At 68.1% G+C, this 21,250-nt stretch carries 18 protein-coding genes; 11 read left to right on the top strand and 7 right to left on the bottom strand.

Features of this window, described 5'->3' with window-relative positions; genetic code table 11:
- Positions 1–47 precede the first annotated feature (47 nt).
- Together ABD154_RS11215 and ABD154_RS11210 are read left to right on the top strand one after the other, a co-directional pair.
- On the top strand, positions 48–1,088 hold the full coding sequence (locus ABD154_RS11215) for a CdaR family protein (RefSeq protein WP_344251310.1): 1,041 nt from the start codon (positions 48–50) through the stop codon (positions 1,086–1,088).
- A gap of 140 nt (positions 1,089–1,228) precedes the next feature.
- Positions 1,229–2,164, top strand: coding sequence for an SDR family NAD(P)-dependent oxidoreductase (locus ABD154_RS11210; protein WP_344251309.1), 936 nt, complete (start codon positions 1,229–1,231; stop codon positions 2,162–2,164).
- Here the strand turns inward: ABD154_RS11210 and ABD154_RS11205 are convergent.
- Positions 2,161–3,468, bottom strand: coding sequence for an ArgE/DapE family deacylase (locus ABD154_RS11205; protein WP_344251308.1), 1,308 nt, complete (start codon positions 3,466–3,468; stop codon positions 2,161–2,163). The two genes, ABD154_RS11210 and ABD154_RS11205, sit on opposite strands and share 4 nt — an antisense overlap.
- Before the next feature lie 323 nt (positions 3,469–3,791).
- Between ABD154_RS11205 and ABD154_RS11200 the strand changes: the two genes are divergently transcribed.
- From ABD154_RS11200 to ABD154_RS11190, 3 genes are all read left to right on the top strand, one after another.
- Positions 3,792–4,274, top strand: a complete 483-nt coding sequence (locus ABD154_RS11200) for a YybH family protein (RefSeq protein WP_344251306.1) — start codon at positions 3,792–3,794, stop codon at positions 4,272–4,274.
- On the top strand, positions 4,271–5,659 hold the full coding sequence (locus ABD154_RS11195) for a purine-cytosine permease family protein (protein ID WP_332839520.1): 1,389 nt from the start codon (positions 4,271–4,273) through the stop codon (positions 5,657–5,659). The genes ABD154_RS11200 and ABD154_RS11195 overlap by 4 nt, the downstream gene beginning before the upstream one ends.
- 549 nt (positions 5,660–6,208) lie before the next feature.
- Positions 6,209–8,572: an HNH endonuclease signature motif containing protein gene (locus ABD154_RS11190; RefSeq protein ID WP_198498351.1), complete on the top strand. Its 2,364-nt coding sequence runs from the start codon at positions 6,209–6,211 to the stop codon at positions 8,570–8,572.
- A gap of 26 nt (positions 8,573–8,598) precedes the next feature.
- Here the strand turns inward: ABD154_RS11190 and ABD154_RS11185 are convergent, their stop codons facing one another.
- Both ABD154_RS11185 and ABD154_RS11180 read right to left on the bottom strand, forming a co-directional pair.
- Complete coding sequence (locus tag ABD154_RS11185; RefSeq protein ID WP_198498352.1) at positions 8,599–9,300, bottom strand: MBL fold metallo-hydrolase; 702 nt, start codon at positions 9,298–9,300, stop codon at positions 8,599–8,601.
- 473 nt (positions 9,301–9,773) lie between these two features.
- Positions 9,774–11,096 carry an ABC transporter permease gene (locus ABD154_RS11180; protein WP_232623544.1) on the bottom strand — a complete coding sequence of 441 codons (1,323 nt, stop codon included), beginning with the start codon at positions 11,094–11,096 and terminating at the stop codon, positions 9,774–9,776.
- A 123-nt stretch (positions 11,097–11,219) separates the two neighbouring features.
- Between ABD154_RS11180 and ABD154_RS11175 the strand changes: the two genes are divergently transcribed.
- The 4 genes from ABD154_RS11175 (at position 11,220) to ABD154_RS11160 (ending at position 15,278) form a co-directional block, all read left to right on the top strand.
- Entirely contained in the window at positions 11,220–11,789 is a 570-nt protein-coding gene (locus ABD154_RS11175) for a TetR/AcrR family transcriptional regulator (RefSeq protein ID WP_198498353.1), read from the top strand.
- Positions 11,790–11,865: 76 nt separating this feature from the next.
- Positions 11,866–12,462: a TetR/AcrR family transcriptional regulator gene (locus ABD154_RS11170; protein ID WP_198498354.1), complete on the top strand. Its 597-nt coding sequence runs from the start codon at positions 11,866–11,868 to the stop codon at positions 12,460–12,462.
- A 112-nt stretch (positions 12,463–12,574) separates the two neighbouring features.
- Positions 12,575–13,975 carry a metal-dependent hydrolase family protein gene (locus ABD154_RS11165; protein WP_198498355.1) on the top strand — a complete coding sequence of 467 codons (1,401 nt, stop codon included), beginning with the start codon at positions 12,575–12,577 and terminating at the stop codon, positions 13,973–13,975.
- Between the two features lie 112 nt (positions 13,976–14,087).
- A complete protein-coding gene (locus ABD154_RS11160; RefSeq protein ID WP_198498356.1) occupies positions 14,088–15,278 on the top strand; it encodes a M20 metallopeptidase family protein in 1,191 nt (396 codons plus the stop codon).
- Between the two features lie 43 nt (positions 15,279–15,321).
- Here ABD154_RS11160 and ABD154_RS11155 read toward each other — a convergent pair whose 3' ends face one another.
- The 4 genes from ABD154_RS11155 to ABD154_RS11140 form a co-directional block, all read right to left on the bottom strand.
- Entirely contained in the window at positions 15,322–16,059 is a 738-nt protein-coding gene (locus ABD154_RS11155; protein WP_198498357.1) for an MgtC/SapB family protein, read from the bottom strand.
- 168 nt (positions 16,060–16,227) lie between these two features.
- Complete coding sequence (locus ABD154_RS11150; RefSeq protein ID WP_198498358.1) at positions 16,228–16,806, bottom strand: NADPH-dependent FMN reductase; 579 nt, start codon at positions 16,804–16,806, stop codon at positions 16,228–16,230.
- Positions 16,807–16,855: 49 nt separating this feature from the next.
- Complete coding sequence (locus ABD154_RS11145) at positions 16,856–17,578, bottom strand: DsbA family oxidoreductase (RefSeq protein ID WP_198498359.1); 723 nt, start codon at positions 17,576–17,578, stop codon at positions 16,856–16,858.
- A 191-nt stretch (positions 17,579–17,769) separates the two neighbouring features.
- The gene (locus tag ABD154_RS11140) at positions 17,770–18,822 is read right to left on the bottom strand and encodes an Rv2578c family radical SAM protein (protein ID WP_344251305.1); all 1,053 of its coding nucleotides are present in this window, start codon (positions 18,820–18,822) and stop codon (positions 17,770–17,772) included.
- A gap of 368 nt (positions 18,823–19,190) precedes the next feature.
- Between ABD154_RS11140 and ABD154_RS11135 the strand changes: the two genes are divergently transcribed.
- Together ABD154_RS11135 and ABD154_RS11130 are read left to right on the top strand one after the other, a co-directional pair.
- Positions 19,191–20,678 (top strand): NCS1 family nucleobase:cation symporter-1, encoded by a 1,488-nt coding sequence (locus ABD154_RS11135; protein WP_344251342.1) that lies wholly within the window; start codon positions 19,191–19,193, stop codon positions 20,676–20,678.
- Positions 20,679–20,756: 78 nt separating this feature from the next.
- Positions 20,757–21,250 (top strand): aspartate/glutamate racemase family protein (locus tag ABD154_RS11130; RefSeq protein ID WP_344251304.1); only part of this gene is annotated, 494 nt, incomplete at its 3' end.

Below are 21,250 nucleotides of genomic sequence, written 5' to 3'. Positions count from 1 at the left end.
CCAGCGGTCCGCGCCCTACCATGGGGTCATCGGACAGCGGAGCTGATATGCGCGATCTCCTCGGAAAACTCACCGCCCTCGACCCGGAGGCGAGCGAAACGCTCAAGGTCGTCGGGTACTTCGACGCGCTGACCTCCCGTGGGGCGGGGCTCGGGAGTCTGCTGCGTGCCGCTGCGGCGCTCGCCGGCTGTCCGGCTGTCGCCGAGGTGGACGGCAGGGTGACCGCGTACGATCCCTCCGGCAGGCGACTCGCCGAGGCGGCCGACCGTCCCCGCGGATCCGCAGTCGCCTTCAGGTCGGGTGCGGTGTGGCTGGTCCGCGAGGGCACCCCGCACGCCAACGATGCGATGATCACCGATCGCCTCGGCGTCGCCCTCGAGGGACTGACGTCCCAGCACTTGCCGACGCGGGAGATCGAGGTAGTCGTCGATGCCGAACGGGCGGTAGCTGAGCGGAGGACGGCGCTCGTGCGGCTCGGGATCGATCCCGGCGCCTCGGTGCGAGTCATCCTCAGCGACGACGACCCGGGACCGCGCTGGACGAAGACCGCCCCGGTCCCGACTCCGCTCGGCGTCCTCCATGCGACCCTCGAGGTGCGCCCCGACGGGGCCGCGGACAGTTCGGCGGCGGGTCGGGCGGCGGACTCCGGCGGCGGAGTCGCACCCGCTGACCATGCGTGGGACGGTCACTCCCGCGTCGGCATCGGCACGTGGACCCGAGCAGACTCGGCCCCGGACTCGTGGGAGGCTGCGCTCATCGCCCACCGCCTCCTCGGCGAGGGACCGGGAACCGTGCTCGACGCAGCCGATCTGGGGTCGATGCTCATCCTCGCCCGCGCCTACGATCCCACCACCCCTCACCCGGACGTCACAGCCCTGGAATCCCTCGACGCGGTGACCGCGGAGATCCTGCGCGAACTCGTCGACGCTGACAGTCTCCGCGCGGCTGCGGGGCGGCTGGCGATGCACCATTCGACCCTGCAGGCCCGGCACGAGTCGATCACGAAGAGGCTCGGCTACGACCCGCGCACGACCGTCGGTCGGCTGCGCTACATGAGCGCGGAGTTCCTGCGCCGCCTCGGCGGGTAGCCGGCCGCACCGGCAGGCACCGGCTGACCCAGCGGTGCCCGCACCGGCAGGCACCGGCTGACCCAGCGGTGCCCGCACCGGCCGCCGAACCACCTGCGGGCGTCACGAAGAGAGATCACCGAGAGAAAGCGGTAAGAATCATGCCCGAAAACACCAGCAGCACAGCGACCCCCGGCACCCCGCGCGCGAGCGCCCACACCGAGGAATGGCCGCGCGGCGAGGTCGCCTTCGTCACCGGCGCGGCCTCCGGCATCGGCCTCGGACTCTCCCGCGCCTTCGTCGCGGCCGGGGCCCGGGTCGGGCTCGTCGACATCGACGACGCCCGCCTCGCCGCAGCCGCGGAGGAGCTGCGGGCGGCCGGAGGCACCGTGACCACGGTGCGCCTCGACGTCGGCGACCCGGATGCCTGGGAGGCCGCCGCGGATGCCGTCGAGGCCGAGCTCGGTCCGGTGACGATCCTCTGCAGCAACGCCGGCGTCAACGGCGGCAGCTCGGCGGAGGCCACCCCGTGGGAGGTGTGGCGCTGGGTGCACACGATCAACATCGACGCACAGTACCTCGGCGCCTCGACATTCCTGCCGCGGTTCCGCCGCCTCGGCAGGCCCGCGCACATCCTCAACACCGCGTCTCTGGCGGGCATCATCCCGATGGCCGACGTCGCCGCCTACGCCTCCTCGAAGTTCGCGAGCGTCGGCTTCTCGATGGTGCTGCGCAGCGAACTCGCCGGCAGCGGCATCGGAGTCTCCGTGCTCGCACCGGGAAGCGTGTCAACCCGGATCGCCGAGACCGCGGCAACGGGGCAGGCGGAGCTGCTCGGGGAGGAGGCGAACGCCGAGGCGGTCGCGGCGAACTCGGCGATGCTCGCCGAGGGCGCCGACCCCGACGCCGTCGGGGAGCAGGTCGTCGAGGCGATGAGGGCCGGTCAGTTCCTCATCGTCACCCACGGGGAATGGCTGCCGCTCGTGCGCGCTGTCCATGCCGAGGTCGAAACCGCGTTCGCGGAGTTCGACGGTCGCCACGGCAGCGATCCGGCCGCCGCGCTCCTGGTGCAGGGCGTGAACCCGGTCAGCTCCTAGGCCTGTCGACGGTCGTCGATTCCGCACCACTGCGCGAGGAACAGGGCGATCGTCGTCGTGCAGCGGCGGATCGACTCCACACTCACCCGTTCGTCGAAGCCGTGGATGTTCTCCGTCACCGGGCCGTAGACGAGCGCCGGCATGTTCGCGAAGTTCGCGAACACCTGGGCGTCGAGGTAGCCGGGGGTGGTGAACGCGGTCAGCTCCTCACCGGAGACAGAGGCGTGCGCTGAGGCGAGCACAGTCTCCGCATCGCTTCCCGGCTCGAGCACGTAGCCCCGCGCATAGAACCCGTTCGGCGTGAGCTCCGCGGCGAACGCGGGCACCGGCGGGCCGCTCAGCGGTCGGTCGGTGCCGCGGGCCGCCTCGGTGACGCAGTCGACGATCTCCGCCCACGCATCGTCGGGCTCAGTGCCGGGAAAGATGGCGACGCGGACCTGGAGTTCGCACCAGGCCGGGACGCTTGAGGGCCAGTCGCCGCCGCGGATGCCGCCGAAGTTGACGTTGATGGGATGGTCGAGGTCGGCGAAGTGCGGGTGATCGGCCTTCCGCTCATTCCACCTCTCCTCGAGCCCGCGCAGCGCGCCGATCACGTGGTAGGCGTCGTCGATGGCGTTGAAGCCGCTGGCCATCTCCCGCGGGTGAGTGGGTTCTCCGCTGACGAGCACCGTGAACCAGATGGCGCCGACATTCGCCCGGACGAGTGCATCCTCCTCCGGTTCGGGAATGATGACGGCATCGGCGGTGTATCCGCGCAGCAGGGCCGCCAGCGAGCCGTTGCCGGTGCACTCCTCCTCGACGACGGACTCGATGTGCACCCGTCCGGTGAGGTCGAGCCCCGCATCTCGGACGGCGGTGAACGCGAAGAGATTCGCCATGAGCCCGGCCTTCATGTCGCCTGCTCCGCGCCCGTACATCCACCCGTCGCGGACCTCGGCGTCCCACGGTGACCGCGACCAACGGCCGGTCGGTCCTGCGGGGACGACGTCGATATGACCGTTGAGGATAAGGGAGCGGCCCCGGTCGCGTTCGGGGCGATAGGTTCCGACGACATTCGTCATCCGCGCGTAGTCGACCGTGGTCGGACCGAATCCGGGATGGTCGCGCAGCTCGGCCGAGTCGATCGTCCAGCGGTCGACGTCGAGGCGGAGGCCGCGCAGGGCGCGTTCGATGAGATCCTGCCCGGGTTCCTCGTCACCGCGAGTGGTCGGGAGCCCGACGAGTTCGGCCGTCACCGCCAGCTGTTCGGCGAAGTTGGCGTCGACGGCCGCTCTGATCCGGTCCGTCGCGTCGTCTGTGCCCATGTCTCCTCCGCGGTGAGTCGTGATGGGTGTCCCTTTCCAGGGTGGGCCCGGAAGCGCCTCGGCGTCGAGGGCCGAACCACCTGTCGAGACTGTGGGGAGGCGAGGAAGCCGGCGGCACCGGCGCCGCCCGGACCCACGGTCGCCTGCCGACCCCGCACCGCTGCCCCCGGCCCGACCCCGATGACCCCGCACGTATCCACGCTGGCGCGTGACCAGGAAAACTTGTCCAGGGCGGATAGTGCGTCCTGAATCTCCGTCATTAGAGTTGCTCAACAACCATCAACAGAGAGTTGCCGAGCATCATGACAGAGAAGTCGATCCCTGTGCCCTCAGACCCCTCCGCGCCCAGCGCCGAGGCCGTCGAACGCGCCGCCGCAGCCATCGTGCGCGCCTTCGCCGCCACCGACACCGCCGCGTACTTCGCCGGATTCGCCGCGGACGCCTCGTTCGTCTTCCACCCGGAGAACCACCGGCTGAACTCGCGCGCCGAGTACGAGGAGATATGGAACGGCTGGCTCGCCGACGGCTGTTCCGTCATCGACTGCGTCTCCAGCGATCCGCTCATCCAGACGTTCCCGGGCGGCGCCGTCTTCTCGCACACGGTCGACACGACCGTCGAGACCGGGGAAGGCCGGGAATCGTATCGGGAACGCGAGAGCATAGTGTTCCGCCACCTCGGCGATGGTGACCTCATCGCAATCCACGAACATCTGTCCCCGGTCCCGGACACCGCCGATATCCCTCCGGAGGGGGCCGGAGTCGCCGCCGAAACGGACACCACCACCGCCGAGGAGGTCGCACCGTGAACTGGTATCGCCGACTCGACGCCCGGTTGGCTGCGGATTCGGACGATTCGGGAGTCGTGCAGGGCAGGCTCGGCACCGGACGGATGTTCATGATCTGGCTCGCGGCCAACCTCGTCGTGACGACGATGCTCACGGGAACCCTCTTCGTGCCGGGCATCGACTACGGCACGGCGGCGCTGATGATCGCGGCGGGCACGGTGATCGGCACGATCGTCCTCGTGCTCATCGGCAACATCGGCACCCGGACGGGGCTCGCGACGATGGCCGTGACACGCGGAGCGTTCGGGGCGAAGGGCAGCTTCCTGCCGGTCGCGGCCAACGTCATCATCCTCATGGGCTGGAGCTGGGTGCAGGCGATGCTCGCCGGCATCAGCGTCAACTACGTCGTCGAGCAGACCACGGGCTTCTCCAACCCGGTCCTCTTCTCCGTCCTCTGCCAGGCGCTCGTCGTCGGTCTCGCGATCCTCGGCCATGAGGGCATCGAGAAGGCCGAGCCGTGGTTCGCACTCCTCATCCTCGTCGTCATGGCCTACATCTTCGTCACCGCGTTCATCGGCCACGCACCGAGCGAATACCTCACCATTCCCGCCGATGAGAGCCTCGGCTTCACCCCGGTCCTCGCGCTCGACATCGTCATCGCGACGGCGATCTCGTGGACCGTGCTCTCCGCCGACCTCAATCGGCTCGCCGGAAGCCAGCGCGCCGGCATCGTCGGTTCGGGGCTGGGATACATCACCTCGACGGTGCTGGCGATGCTGCTCGGGCTCACCGCCTTCAGCTTCATCCTCCTCGACGGGGGAGCGGCCGAGCCCTTCGACCCCACCGCGCTCGCCGACCGCTTCGGCTGGCCCCTCGCGATCGTCATCTTCCTCTCCGTCATGGCGACGAACACGATGGTCGTCTACGGCATGGTCAACTCCGTCATCGGCGCCAGGAAGCAGTCCCGGCTCCGCTTCCTGCCGGTGGCGCTCGTCCTCGGGGCGATCTCGATCATCGGGTCGACGTGGCTTGCGCTGCTCGACCAGTACACCGCGTTCCTCACCGTCATCGGGGCGTTCTTCGTGCCCGTCTTCGCGATCGTCATCGCCGACTACTACATCGTCAAACGGGGGTTCTACTCGAAGGACATCCTCCGTGACGAGGGCGGCATGTACGCGTACGTCCGCGGGGTGAACTGGGCGGCGGTCATCGTGTGGATCGTCGGGGCGTTCGCCTCCTACCTGCTCACCTATGTGTGGGCGAGCCCCGTGGGCGCGACGATTCCGTCGTTCGTCATCTCGTTCCTCCTCTACCTGGCCCTGTCGTGGTCGACGCGGCACCGCTTCGCCGAGGCGGCGCTGCGTGACGCACCTTCCCGCGGTTCCGTGGGTGGTCTGAGCGGCTGAGAAGGGACAGTCGAACGGGCAGATGTGGTGAAACGGGAATCATCGCAGGTCATCAGTGACGTCCGAGGTCGTGTCAGTGCCGAGTGCAACAATGGATCGCACAAGGAAATATCAGCGGGAAAGAGATCATGATCTTTTTCTCATGAATTGCAATCGGGCTATTCCATTTTATGTTCGAATAGTTTATCATTGACGTACGACGCACTATGATTCACAGATCGCTTCCCCGACGCTGTTGTCAGAGGCAGGTGAGCCAGCGTGAAAGACCTCCCCGGTGGAGACGGACGGCGGCCCGGTCGTGCCTCGGGCTCGCGGTTCGACGCAGCTGGTGCAGAAGCCGGTCCTCGGTGGCGCGACGCGCGCGATTCGGCTGCGACCACTGGGCGCGGTCCCGGTGAACGGTGCAGCACCGACGGCCTCTCTCCCGTTGATTCTGATTCCGCTCGACCGACGATTCGACTCGGGTCGAGGATCAGCGAACTCGCGGAGATCTCCGCACAATCCGATCAGATCCAGCTCCGCACGCTCGACGTCACGGCAGGCATCACGTTGGAGCGCGTCGTCCGGCATCTCGACGTCCCCCTGCCCGACGGCGACGCACCGTATCGCTTTGCCACGATCGCCGCATCCGTGCTCCGGCACGAAGTTGACGAGGCGGCTATGGATTCCGATCCCGCCACGCCGACCGACGAGACCGGCGAGGACGCAGCGGCACAGGGAACCGCAGCGAAGGGCACGTCCGCGAAGGGATCTCTCGGGCCGCGACGGAAACCGGCGCCCTCGACTCCCTTCGCCGCCGCATTCGACGCGATGGCAGCCGATGACGACGTGACCGCATCGACTGAGCTCGTGAGGGTGCCGCGCACGTCGACGACCGTGGCTCTCCGCGACCCTGCACTGCTGGCGTGGCGGCGGCGGTGCGAAGCGGCTCTCGCTCCGCCGTCGACGGAAATCGTCTCGGCCGAGACCGCGGAATCAGACGACGCGTCCGAAGCCCCCGATTTCCCGGGCTTCCGCCTCGACACCACTGTCTGCGAATGGGTGCAGGACAACGTTGCCGACGAGGACGTCATCGAAACCGCGACCATCCTCGGTCAGTCGATCGCCCGCACCTATCGGCACCTGCGCACGGCGATGACGATCATCCACGGGCTGCCGCGCTTCGCCGATCGCGTCCGTGCAGGCGAGTTCACGATCGCCCATGTCCAGGTCGTCGGCGACCTCTGCCGAACAGTGGCCCTCAGGTACCTCCCGGAGATCGACGAACACCTCGCCGAGCGCCGGGCCGATGTCACGAGCGACCGGCTCCGGACGGCCCTGCGGAAGTTCATCGCCGTGCTCGAACCGGCTGACGACCGATCGCAGACAGCCAAGGAGCGTCGCCGCGTCGATCTGCACACGTACAAGAACGGCTCGGCCTGCATGTCCCTGACAGGGCCGGCCGAGGAACTCCATGCGTGCTACCTGCGAGTCGAAGCGATGGCGCGCGCCATCCACTCGCGCAGAGGTGCGGCATTCGACCTGCCTCCCGGAGTCGAGATCATCGATGATCGCGCCTTCGACAACCTCATGTACGACATCGTCACCCGACCGCAGCCGAAGCTGAGCATCAAGGTGCGCCGCATCGACCCCGTGACCGGGGTCCAGTCGGTCGAGGAGGAACCGCTGCTCGACAACGACGGAAACCTGCTCTTCGACCTCGGACCCGACGGCACCATCATCATGAAGAACGCCACCTCGGTGAGCGACGCCTCAGCGGTCAGGGCCCCAGCGGACGGCACCGCGACGAACAGCTTCTCGGCGAACAGTGCAGGCGTGGAGGGACTGCCCCTTCCCGGGCACGGCACCGAGGCGGCCGATGCGGCCGATCGGGGAAGCGCGTTCGGCAGGGCCGGTGGCGATGAGACGCAGACCGTTGAGAGCTGGATCGCCGCGGAGATGCCGATGCACTCGTGGTGGATCGCGCTTCAGGCGACGATGGTCACCACCGTTCCCGTGATGTCCCTCCTCGGCGAATCGAACCTGCCGGGCACGCTGCCCGACGGTTCACCGATCCCCGCCGAAACCGCGCGGCGCATCGCCGGACACTGCTCCACCGTGACGAGGATCCTCACCGACCCGGCGACGGGCACCCCGATCGATGCCAAGGCCACGACGTACCGAATTCCCAATGATGTGCGCAAGACACTCATCGCCCAGTGGGAGTGCTGCAGCGTCCCCGGGTGCGCTCGCGCTGCCGTCAAGGCCGAGATCGACCATATCGTTCCGTTCTTCAAGCTCGATCCGCTCAAAGGCGGTCTCACTCGGTTCGGCAATCTCCATCCGCTGTGCAGGAAGCACCATGCCCTCAAGACCGCATGCCTGCTGCGGGTGCGGATGACGGAACCGGGCTGTGTCGAGTACGAGTTCCGACACGGAGTGACGGCGACCTCACGTGCTCCTGACCAGCCGATCGAGGTGGCCCAGGCGATGGAGCTCGCTGCGCTCAGTGGGATGAGACCCCACGTGGTGTGGAAGCCGAAGCATCCGGTCCCACCGCCGAAGTACATCATCGAGCTCGAACCGAACGAACAGCTGGTCAGACAGCGCCGCGAAGCGATGCGGAAATCCGCCGAGGAGACCGAACGCAAGCGCAGGATCCAGGAGAACTACGAACGCGCTCGTGATTTCGCCCGTCGGAAGAGGCTTGCCCAGCTGCTCAACTGGCGCAACGAGGTGTTCCCGCCGTGCCTGCCGCGAGGATCCGACCCGGTGACGATGAAGAGACTGATGCCCGGCCGCCGACTGTCGGTGAGCGATGCCCGGCGGCGTCGAGAAGACGCCGGTGATACCTGGGTGGAGCCGCTCGACCAGTTCTGGAGCGTGCCGATCACATGGCATCAGGACAACCGCGATGATCCTCCGCCGTTCTGACAGTCGTGACGTCGTCCTCTGCGAAGTCAGGTGAGATCGTCGTACTCGCCGGAGACCCACCGGGCATAACGGTCGGCCGAAGACTGCACTGCCGCGTGGGCTCCTCCGGTGATCGTCTGACCGAAGTTGCCGTACATGCGGTCGAAATCGAGATCCGACACCGAGGCGGCGATGCGCTGCACGACCGCAGCGGAGAGCGGCAGGTAGTTGGGGAAGCTGCGCATGAACGTCACCCACCCGTCGCGCACGACCGGCCCGATCGAATCGCCAGCGAGCATGACGCCGCTACCGTCTCCTCCTTCCCACAGGGCAAGCACACTGCCGGGGAAATGACCGCCGACTCGGTGCACCGAGACCTGGGGGAGCGGCTCGGTGCCGTCGTCGAAGAACTCGATGGCGGGACCTTGTCTCTGCAGCCATTCGCGATCTCGAGCGCAGACGTGCACCGAGGCATCATCGAACGCGGCGCTCCACGCGAGCTGCATGCCGAACATGTGCGGATGACTCGGGACGATCGCTGCGACTCCACCGAACGCGGCCACGGCCGCCACTGCTTCGGCGTCGATGTATGGCGGCACGTCGAAGAGAAGGTTGCCCTCCGACGTCTGGGCGAGATAGCACGTCTGCCCGATGCCGAGCCTCGGTTCGACGCGCAGAGCATGAAGCCCAGGTTCGCGCTCGTCGATGACGACACGGTGGCCCTCGGCCTCGAGGTCATCTCGGCTCACCCACTCCTGGCCCGAGCGCGGCACCCACTGGCGTTCATCGGCACAGATCGGGCACACCGCCGAGGGAGGAGGACTGGTCTCCACTCCGCAGTTGCGGCAGATCATCACGCCGGGGTCACTGGGTCCGCCGGGCGCGGGTGAGTCTCGTTCTGTTGCCTCGTCGCGTGGATCGCGTGCGTTCTCCGACGCGGGATCGGTCACTGTCTCACCCTCCTCGCTGAGTGTCTGAAGTCGCGGTTCGCTGTGGCACCAGTTCGCTGCGGAGCCGGTTCCGGTGTCGGTGCCGACCCTGCAGCGAGGTTCGCATGCCGACGACTTCGTCATTCATTCGAGCCTATGCCGTCAGTGCCCGAACCTCCTACCCCCAGCCTGCCCGGTCGCGGTGAGTCATCCCCGGAAGTGGAGTGCCGGCCCCGATGCGGTGGGTCACCGCATCCGGGCAGGCGAATGTCTGTCCCTCAAGCCGCGAGGGCTCAGCCCTTCCCGGCTTGCGCGGCGACGAGCTTCGCATGCGCACGCAGGTGGCCGATGAGGATGAGGGCGATGCCGAGGACGAACCACGCGACGAGCACCCACCACGACATCGCCATCGGCGCATCGGGGAAGTACGAGATGTCGCGGAGCAGTGTGCCCGCCGCGCCCGGCACGAAGAACTGGCCGATGTCGCCCCAGGCCCCGGCGAGGAACTCCTTCGGTTGAGTGAGCGAGGAGATCGGATTGCCGATGAACATCGTGAGCACGGCACCGATCGCGATGCCGCCCGGACCCATGAGCGACACGAAGCCGTTGATGATCGCCGCCGTCGACGCCACCGCCAGCCCGGCTGCGAGCGCATTCAGCCAGAACTCTCCCTGCAGGATGCCGAACCACGTCTGGAGGATGAGGGAGAGCGCAATTCCACCGAAGGCCCCATAGGCGACGACCGCGACGGCTCTCATCCGCCGCGAATGCACAAGAGTGCTGGTGAGAACACCACCGACGATGCCGCCGATCGACAGCGGCAGTCCCGCGATCGCCAGCCCGGCCCCTGTCGCATCGTCGTCGGAGAGCGGCACGACATCGGTGACCGTGACCTGCGGGACGTCCATCGCCGAGGCATCCGGCAGCGTGCCCGCACCCTCTCCTCCACCGGCGACGCTGGGAGCCTGACCCGGCGCCTGCGGGTTCTCGGCCGCCCGAGCAGCCGCCTCGAGTGCCTCCTGCATCTGCTCCATGCCGTCCTGCATCCCCGAGATCGCCTGGGAGTCGATGGACTGCTGCATCTGCGCGGCGAGGCCTCTCAGCTGTTGAGCCACCGCCGGCGACGCCGCCGAGGAGACGAGGATTTCCGGGTCCTCGCCACCGAGGACGAATGCCCCGTAGACCTCGCGCTCCCGGATCATCTGCTCCGCCTCGGCGCGGGTGTTCACGCGCTCGAGATCGAGCATTCCCTCCGGTGCACTGCTCGTGATCTGCTCGACCTGAGCGCTGTCGCCGACGGCGGCCATGGGCAGGTCCTTCGGGTCGGCCGTCACCGTCGGCCAGCTGAATGCCAGAAGGACGATGCTGACGATCGCCGCCGCGAACAGGGCGACGAGGATCGCGCGTCCGACACTGTGCTTCGGCAGCTCATCGCCGATCGCGCCGGGGGCGGGATCCGCTGCCTGGTCCCCGCTCGCACCAGCGGCTCTGCCTCGATCCCCGCCCTGATCAGCGGCTTGGTCCGCGGAGTCGGCGCCGAGGTGGTCGTCGTCGCCGTCGGTCCCCGGAGCACCGCTTCCGGAGTCGGAAGAGGTCCTGAGAAGTCTCGTGGTCATGGTCGTCCAATCCTCGAAAACGAATGCACGTTCATTTTTACGCCGTGGTCTACAATTAATCAAGAATGAACATTCGTTTTTGGGGGATCGGTGCCGAAGGTCACAGAGGAACACAAGGCTGCGATGCGCACGCGCATCCAGGACGCCGCGCTCGCATGCTTCGCGCGCAAGGGCTTCGCGGCGGCGTCGATGGCCGACATCGTCAAGGAGGCCGACCTGTCGGCGGGGGCCGTCTACCTCTACTACTCCTCGAAGTCCGAACTCATGGTCGCCGCCGGTCAGCGGATCATGGAGGAGCGCATCACCGTGCTCGGCGATCTCGATGACACCGAGGCGGTGCCGCCGCCCAGCGTCGTCTTCCCGCGGCTGCTCGATGCGATTCTCGACGACACCCCGTTCCCCTCTCTCGTCCTCCAAGTCTGGGGCGAAGCCGCCCGCGTGCCTGAGTTCGCGGCGATCGCCGAGAAGATCTTCGCCGAGGTGCAGGCCCGCTTCGAGACCTACCTCGCCGCCTATTTCCACCGCACTGCCGGTCTCGACGAAATGGTGGCGCAGGCGCGTGCACGCGAGACGTCACCGGCGGCACTCGCGATGGTCCAGGGCGGCATCGTCCAGACTGCCGTGCTCGGTCCGGCGGTCCGACCGCGCGTCACCGGGTCGATGGCCGCGCTCCTCGCCGAGCTCGAGAGCTGATCCCGCGGTCACCACGATCCGAGACAAACGATACGCAGTGTTGCGGAACGAGAGACCTGCGTGAAAGGCTCGGCCCATGACGCAGGCCACACCGAAGGGTCGACCGCTCGACCCCGAGCTCACCGACCGCGTGCTCGCCGCTGTGCGCGCCGAGGTCGCGGAGCACGGCTTCATGAACCTGCGCATCGAGAGCATCGCCACCACCGTCGGCTGCGGGAAGACGGCGATCTACCGCCGCTGGCCCACCAAACCCGAACTCGTCGCCGCCGCCATCCTCGACACCCTCGAACTCGGCGAGATGCCCGACACCGGCGACGTCGTCGACGATCTCGTCGCGCATGCGTGGCAGAACATCGAGAACTTCCGCCGCTCGCTCGGCGTCCGCACGCACGGAAACGGCCTCCTGCTCGCGATGTTCAACATGGACGTCATCCCCCTCATCTCCGCCGACTTCATGGAGGAGCGCCATGCCAGGGGCCGGGCGATCCTTGCCCGCGCCGTCGATCGCGGACAGATGAGCGCCGCGCTCGACCACGATCTCATCCTCGACACGCTCGCCGGACTCACCCTCTTCACGATGACACTCCGTACCGAGAGTCCACTGCCGGACGACGCTGCGCTCACGGACAGATACCGCACCCTGGCGAGATCCCTCGTCGGCGCGGAGCACTGAGACCGGCCGTGCCGGCGAGACCACCGCGCGATTGACCGCCACACGGCTGGCCGCCACACGGCTGGCCACCCGGCGATACGACCACCACTCGATACGACCCGAAAGGATCACCATGGCCGCGGCCCACCTGCCCGCCACCGTTCCGGGCACCGAGCACCTGCTGCTCACGGGGGCTCGACTCATCGACGGCACCGGACGGGACCCCGTCCTCGACGCCGAGATCGAGATCGACGGCGATCGCATCGTCTACGCGGGACCGGCACGCCGTGAACGGTCCGGACCGCGGGAGTCGGGAGCTGTGCCCGGCGAGCCTGAGCCGCAGCCGATGACCGGAGAACCGGGAACCGCCTCGGCGAGCGTCGGCCCCAGCGCCCATCGTCCCCGCACGGGCGCACGCACGATCGATCTGCGCGGGGCCACCGTTCTGCCCGGTTTCATCGACTGCCACGTCCATCTCGGTCTCTCCATCGAAGACCAGACCGCCGACGCCGACCGCTTCGCCACCGAGCGCACCCTGCGCACCGCCCTCAACGCCCGCCGCACCCTCATGGCAGGAGTGACCACGGCACGCGACCTCGGCGGCATCGACCGCGGGTTCCGCGACGCCATCGGGTACGGCCTCATCCAGGGCCCGCGCCTGCATCTGGCGATCTCCGCCCTCTCACCGACCGGCGGTCACACCGACTTCACGCTGCCCAACGGCCGCGAAGTGCCTATGCACCTGCCCGTCGACCCGATCATCGACACCGACGACGAGGTGCGGCGCACCGTCCGACTCCTCGTCCGCTCCGGTGCCGATGTCATCAAGGTCTGCACGACCGGCGGCGTCTCGAGTCCCTCCGACACTCCCGACGACCTCGGCGTCCCTGAGGAACACGTTCGTCTCATCGTCGCCGAGACCGCCAAACGTGCAGGTCAGCCCGTTGCCGCCCACGCCCAGGGCGCCGCCGGGATCAAGGCGGCGATCCGCGGGGGCGTCCGCTCGGTCGAACACGGCTACGGCATCGACGATGAGGGCATCGACCTCATGCTCACCAGCGGCACATTCCTCGTGCCTACACTCAGCAGCGCACTGCGCGTACCCGACCCCGCCGTCGTGCCCGCGTACCTCTACGAGAAGAAGGTGCGCTGGTCGGCGATCGCCCGCGAACGCGTCGCCGCCGCACTCGCCGCCGGAGTGAAGGTGGCACTCGGCACCGATGCCGGAGTCTGCCCGCACGGTGAGAACCTCCGCGAACCCGTCCACGCCGTCGAACTCGGCCTCACTCCGATGCAGGCGATCGTCGCCGGAACACAGACGGCAGCGCAGCTGCTGCGCCTCGACGACGAGGTCGGCACGATCGAAGCCGGCCGCCTCGCCGACCTCCTCGTCGTCGATGTCGATCCGCTCGCCGACATCACCCCGCTCGCCGATCCCGACAGCATCAGGGTCGTCATGCAGGGCGGGACCGTCGTCAAGGACATCGATGCGCGCCTCACCGACGCCCCCGTCCCGCCGCTGCTCGCACGCTGATCCGCCCGACCGGAAGCATTTGACCCGACCACCCACCGACCCGAGCACCGATCAACCACCGACCCGACCAATCACCGACCAGAGCACCCACCGCGAAAGGAACCACCCCACCATGACGATCGACTTCACCGCCGAGGCCGCCGCGATCGGCGCTGAACTCACCGCCCTCCGCCGGGACCTCCACCGGAATCCGGAACTCGGACTCGATCTGCCCTTCACCCAGCAGCGCATCCTCGACGCGCTCGAGGGCCTGCCGCTCGAGATCACCCTGGGCCGTGAGCTCAGCTCTGTCGTCGCCGTGCTCCGCGGCGGCCGGCCCGGTCCGACGATCCTCCTGCGCGGCGACATGGACGCCCTGCCCGTCGTCGAGGCCACCGGCCTCGACTTCGCCTCGACGAACGGGAACATGCACGCGTGCGGCCACGACCTCCACGTCTCCGGCCTCGTCGGCGCCGCCACACTCCTCGCCGCGCACCAGGACGAGCTCGCCGGCACCGTCGTCTTCATGTTCCAGCCCGGCGAAGAGGGGCAGGGCGGAGCGAAGATCATGATCGACGAGGGCATGTTCGACCTCGCCGGCCAGATGCCCGACGCCGCCTACGCGATCCACGTCGCCCCCGGCGTCCCCGGCACGTTCGTCACCCGCCCCGGCTCGATCATGGCCGGCGCCAACACCTTCCACCTGACAATGCACGGCAAGGGCGGCCACAGCTCCCGACCGCAGGACGCGGTCGATCCCGTCCGTCCCCTCCTCGAGTTCGGGCAGGCGGTGTACTCGATGATCACCGGGTCCTTCAGCGTCTTCGACCCCATCGTCGCCGAGGTGACCCTCCTTGACGCCGGCAGCGCCGTCAACATCATCCCGTCGACGGCGACGCTGGGCATGTCCGTGCGCACCCTGTCCCCGGAGACGACGCAGCGGTTCCCCGAGCTCGCGACCCGCCTGGCCGACTCGATCGCCGCAGCTCACCGATGCACCGCCGAGGTGGTGTGGAACGAGCAGTACCCCGTGACCGTCAACGACGCCGCGGAGGCCGCGTTCACCCTTGAGACGCTCACCGAGACCTTCGGCGCCGACCGCGTCGTCAACGCCCCCGACCCCGTCATGGGCTCCGAGGACTTCTCCTACGTCCTCGAGGAGGTTCCCGGCGCGTTCGTCTTCCTCTTCGTCACCCCCGAGGGCGTCGACCCCGACACCGCGGCGGTCAACCACTCACCAGAGGTCCTCTTCGACGACCGACACCTCGCCGATCAGGCCGCCGCTCTGGCCACCCTGGCCTGGAAGCGGTCGCAGCGCGGCTGAGGGGTCAGGCCGAGGAAGCAGGCTGAAGGGTCAGGCTGCGGCCTCAGACGGTGTCGCCGTCGGCATCGACGGAGTGGACGCGGTCCTCGCGCAGGGCCACCTTGTCGACCCCGTCGAGCTCCATGAGCAGCGGAACGAGGTGGTCGAGGGGGCGCTTGCCCTCGAACTTCACGTCGATGCGCACCATCTTCGCACCGTCTTCGGCCTCGAAGCGCTGGGAATCGAGGATCGTGTTCGAGAAGCCCATCGTGCTCGCCACCCCGAGGATCTCCCGCAGCACCCCGCCGCCGTCGCGGTAGACGATGCGCAGCAGTTTGCCGCGGTTGCGGTCGGGGATCCTGCGGATGAGCGGGGCGACGACGAAGAGCGTGAGCAGGTGCAGGCCGGTGAGCATCGTGGCCAGGGCGAGCATTCCCGCCCCGCACGCCATGCCGACGGCGGCGCACACCCAGATCGAGGCTGCGGTGGTCAGCCCGCGCACCATGTTCCGGCCCTTGAAGATCACTCCGGCGCCGAGGAAGCCGATGCCGGAGACGATCTGGGCTGCGATCCGCGAAGGGTCGAGCTGGACGTCGCTGTCGAGGACCCCGGCGAACCCGTAGGCGGAGACGAGGGTGAACGCGCACGTGCCGATCCCGACGAGGACGTGCGTGCGATAGCCGGCGCTCTTCTGCCGGAACTGCCGTTCGAAGCCGATGAGCGAGCAGAGCACGAAGCTCGCCAACAGCAGGGTGCCCTCGAGGAGGATGTTCGAACCGAAGATGTCGCCGAATGAGCCCATAGTCGCTCACCTTAGTCCGGTTGCCCCGTCGAGAGCACGGTTCCGGTCATCGCCGGGTGGGACAGCCGGGACAAGACGAGTGGGACAGCCGGGACACGGAGAACTCCGCGGATGATGTCATCCGCGGAGTTCGAAGAGGAAGGCTGGCCGGGCCGGAGCCCGGAGCGATCAGGACTGGGGGACGAGGCTGCGATCGAGCGCCCGCGCCGCGGTGCGGAGCTCATCGGCGTAGCCGGCGACGACCTCCTCGGCGTCGGTGAGTCGCCAGTCCGGGCCGTAGGAGTCGCGCGGCAGAGTGATCTCGACGTTGTCGCCGACGAGGTCGAGACCGATGAACTCGAGCACGGCACGCAGCTGCGCGCCGGACATCCCACCGCCGTGGCCGCCGTAGCTGATGATGAGCGACGGCTTGTCCTTCCACTCGGCGAAGAGGTAGTCGATGGCGTTCTTCAGCGACGCCGGGTAGCCGGCGTTGTACTGCGGGGTGACGAAGACGACCGCGTCGGACTCGTCGATGATCCGCGCCCATTCCTTCGTGTGCGCATTCTGGTAGTCGCCGAGCGCCGGCATCCGCGGCTCGTCGAGCAGCGGCAGGTCAAGATCGGCGAGGTCGATGATCTCGGTGCGCGCATCGGCGGCATCGGAGATGATCTCGGCGACGGCGGAGGCGATCTGGTCGCCGACGCGCACCGGTCGGACGCTGCCGACGATGATGCGGATGAGCGGGGTGGACGGGGTCTCAGTCATGGGTGGTGGTCCTTTCGACGTCTGTGGAGGTGATGGGGATGGAGCTGTGTCAGTTGCAGCCCTCGGGGCCGCAGACGGCACCCTCGGGGTAGTCGTCGGCGCCGTCGGTGCCGGTGCCGGTGAGCACGGTGAGCTTCCGGCTCTCGTCCCACGCGGTCTCGAGCGCCTGGGTGAAGACCGGCGGCTTCTGCGCGCCGGAGATTCCGTATTTGCGGTCGATGACGAAGAACGGCACCCCATTGGCGCCGAGCATCCGGGCCTGAGCGACATCGGCCTCGACAGCGTCGGTGTACGCGTCGGATTCGAGGACCCGACGGGTCTCGGCGGGATCGAGCCCGAGCGACTCACCCACCTCGGCGAGGTAGTCGATGCTTCCGATGTCACGACCGGACTCGAAATGCCCGGACATCAGCGCCTCCTCGGCGGCCGCCATGACACCGTGGCTCTTGGCGAAGTGGAGGAAGCGGTGGGCGGTGAAGCTGTTCGCGACGACGACGGAATCGAAGTCGTAGTTGAGGCCCTCGCGCGCCGCCTGCTCGCTCACCTGGGCGAACATCTGCCGCACCTGTTCGGCGGGCATGCCCTTCGACCGGCTGAGGTAATTCGCTTCCGACTCCTCGACATGGGCGGGAAGGGTGGGATCGAGCTGGAAGCTGCGCCACTCGACCTCCACGTCATCCTTGTGCGGGAAACCCTCGAGCGCGGTTTCGAAGCGACGTTTGCCGATGTAGCACCACGGACAGGCGATGTCCGACCAGATCTCAATTTTCATACACTTTTCAACTACCTGCCCATGGAGGTTATTCCCGCCGCGGGGCCGGGTGCGACCGTCGTCACATTCGACCCGGAGGCGCGACCCGCCGAGGTGTTTGTCTCGACCTGGAGGACCCGACCGTCGCGGACGATGGGGAGGCGACGCCGTCAGAACAGTGCCGTCACAGCAGCGGCGTCAGAACAGCGCCGTCAGAACAGTGCCGCCTGCGGGTCGGGCAGGGCGGACTCGGCAGCGGCTCTCGGTGACGACTGCCCGGCGCCGGTGGAGCCGCGCCGGGTCCACCGCTTCGTCGCGGGATAGTCGTCGTCGCTGGTCCCGCGCAGGTCGTAGCGGTCGATGAGCGGGTTGATCCGCGCCGCCAGCCAGGTCCGGTACTCCTTCGAGGCATAGGCCGAAGTCGCATACATGCGCCGGTAGCGGGGGAGGAGCTCGGGGTGCTCGCGGTCGAGCCAGGCGAAGAACCACTCGCGAGCACCCGGTCGCAGGTGAAGGGCGCCGTAGACGACCCTGCTCGCACCGGCGTCCCTGATCGCCGCGAGCGCCGTTTCGAGATGCTCGCGCGAATCGGTGAGCTTGGGCAGCACCGGCATGATGAACACGGTGACCCGGAAGCCCAGTTCGGCCGCCGCGCGCACCGTCGCCAGCCGCGCCGCGGTCGTCGGCGTCCCGGGTTCGATCGCCTGCTGGAGCTCGTCGTCGTACACGGCGATCGACATGCTGATCTCCACGGGCACGTCGCGGGCGGCGTCGGCGAGCAGCGGGAGGTCGCGACGCAGCAGGGTGCCCTTCGTGAGGATCGACAGCGGGGTGCCGTGTTCGGCGAGGGCGGTGATGATTCCGGGCATGAGGCGGTAGCGCCCCTCGGCCCGCTGATAGGGGTCGGTGTTCGTCCCGAGGGCGACGAGGTCGCGTGACCAGCGGGGCTTGGCGACCTCCGCGGCGAGCACCTCCGGGGTGTTGACCTTGACGATGACCTGCCGGTCGAAGTCGTCGCCGGAGTCGAGGTCGAGATACCGGTGGGTGCTCCGGGCGAAGCAGTAGACGCACGCGTGGGAGCAGCCCCGATACGGGTTGATCGTCCACGCGAACGGCATCGCACTCGATTGCGGGACACGGTTGAGCGCAGACTTGGCGAGGACCTCGTGGAACGTCATCCCCGCGAACTCCGGGGCGCGCACGGTGCGGATGAGCCCGGTGACTCCGAAGAGCCCGGCTGTCGGTTCCGTGTCATTCCATCTCACACCGGCATTCGAACACGTGTTCGAGTCGAAGTCAAGGGCGGCCCGGGTGCCGGCCGTGACCACCGACTGCGATGCAGTCAAATGGTATGCCAAATGATCCACTTCCGTGAGCTACCGATCTGCAGACATCATCCCAGGTCCGGCGGCCCGACTCGCGCACATCAGGCGTTGTCACTGCTGGACTGGCGGCGATGACCCCATTGCGTAACCACTGTGACCCAGGTTACGCTCGCGGGGTCAGCTCTCACCGCCGCGACGCCGCGAAGAACGACTTTGGTATTCCAGCGCCGCGCCCGTCTGATTCGAGAACTCCCATGGCCCACACCGTGACGTCCGACCAGTCCGTGCCCGACCCGCAGTCGAACACCATGCCGCACCGGCTCGGACCGAGCCCGGAACAGCTCGCCGCGCACCGGATCAGCCCGCGCTTCTACAACGCCGATCTCGCACCGAGTCGGAAGGAGGGCCGCAGCTGGACGGCGTACAGCGTCTTCTCGCTCTGGGCCAACGACGTCCACTCGCTCGGCAACTACGGGTTCGCCCTCGGCCTCTTCGCCCTCGGCCTCGGCGCGTGGCAGATCCTCGTCGCCCTCCTCGTCGGTGCCGCTCTGCTCTTCGTCCTCCTCACCCTCTCCGGGTTCATGGGCCACAAGACCGGCGTGCCCTATCCGGTGATGTGCCGCATCGCCTTCGGCATCCACGGGGCCCAGCTGGCCGCCTCGGTGCGGGGGATCGTCGCGATCGCCTGGTTCGGGATCCAGACCTATCTCGCCGCGAACGTCCTCAACGTCCTCCTCATCACCCTCATCCCCGGCCTCCAGGCGTGGACTGAGGTCGAGTTCCTCGGACTGAGCGGCCTCGGCTGGTTCTCCTTCACCCTGCTGTGGATCGTCCAGGTCATCATCGTCAGCTACGGGATGGAGATGATCCGGCGCTACGAGGCGATCGCCGGCCCGATCATCCTCGTCACCTTCCTCGCCCTGGCGATCTGGATGCTCGTCCGCGTCGACTTCCGCATCGCGTGGTCGATCGACGACCCGCTCACCGGGTGGCAGATGTGGACGAACATCCTCGGCGGAGGCGCACTGTGGGTGGCGATCTACGGCACCTTCGTCCTCAACTTCTCCGATTTCACCCGGTCGGCGAAGAAGAAGGGCTCGATCGTCGTCGGCAACTTCTGGGGCATCCCCATCAACATGCTCGTCTTCGGCCTCGTCGTCATCTCGCTCGCCGGCGCCCAGTACTCGATCGACGGCACGGTCATCAGCTCGCCCGCCGACATCGTCCAGGCCATCGGCAATCCGGTCCTGCTCGCCGCCGCCTCGCTCTCCCTGCTCGTGCTCACGATCGCCGTCAACCTCATGGCGAACTTCGTCGCCCCGACCTACGCCCTGACGAACCTCTTCCCGCGCCATCTCAACTTCCGCCGGGCCGCGATCATCTCCGCGATCATCGGATTCGTCATCCTCCCGTGGAACCTCTACGACTCACCCGTCGTCATCGTCTACTTCCTCGGCGGCCTCGGTGCGCTGCTCGGCCCCCTGTTCGGCGTCATCATGGTCGACTACTGGCTCGTGCGGAAGACGAAGGTCAACGTCCCGCAGCTCTACACCGAGGCCCACGACGGCGAGTACTTCTACCACCACGGCGTCAACTGGCGGGCGATCGGGGCGTTCATCCCCGCCGCGATCCTCTCGCTCGTCCTCGCCCTGGTCCCCGCGTTCTCCGGCGTCTCCCAGTTCTCCTGGTTCCTCGGCGCAGGGATCGCCGCGGTCATCTACTTCGTCATCGCCCGCCGGGACTTCACGTTCCGCGAGGTCGACGGCGAGGAGATCGCCGTGCCCACCGCCCACTGAGGCCCGCTCAGACGCTCACCCGGACACGCACCCCGACACGCACCCCGACACCCCTCCGATCCTGCGAAGGACATCGCTATGAGAATCCTCGTCGTCAACGTCAACACCACTGCGGCGATGACCGCCGGCATCGCCCGCGCGGCCAGCGAGGCCGCCTCGGCGGGCACCGAGATCATCGGTCTCACCCCGACCTTCGGCGCCGAATCCTGCGAAGGCAACGTCGAGAGCCACCTCGCCGCGCTCGGCGTCATGGATGCCGTGCTCGGCTACGCCGGGGACTACGACGCCGTCATCCAGGCCGGGTACGGCGAGCACGGCCGGGAGGGCCTCCAGGAGCTCCTCGACGTCCCCGTCGTCGACATCACCGAGGCGGGGGCGCAGCTGGCGATGATGCTCGGGCGCCGGTACGCCGTCGTCACCACCCTCGACCGCACCGTTCCCCTCATCGAGGACCGCCTGCTGCTCGCCGGACTCGACCGGCACTGTACGTCCGTGCGGGCGTCGGGAATGCCCGTGCTCGACCTCGAGGCCCATCCCGATCGAGCGGTGACGGCGATCGCCGAGGCGGCCGC

Source organism: Brevibacterium sanguinis (genome assembly GCF_039528855.1).
In the GTDB taxonomy this organism is placed as follows: domain Bacteria; phylum Actinomycetota; class Actinomycetes; order Actinomycetales; family Brevibacteriaceae; genus Brevibacterium; species Brevibacterium sanguinis.
Note: the sequence above shows the minus strand (reverse complement) of the source record. Positions and strands in the feature narration are given on the sequence as shown.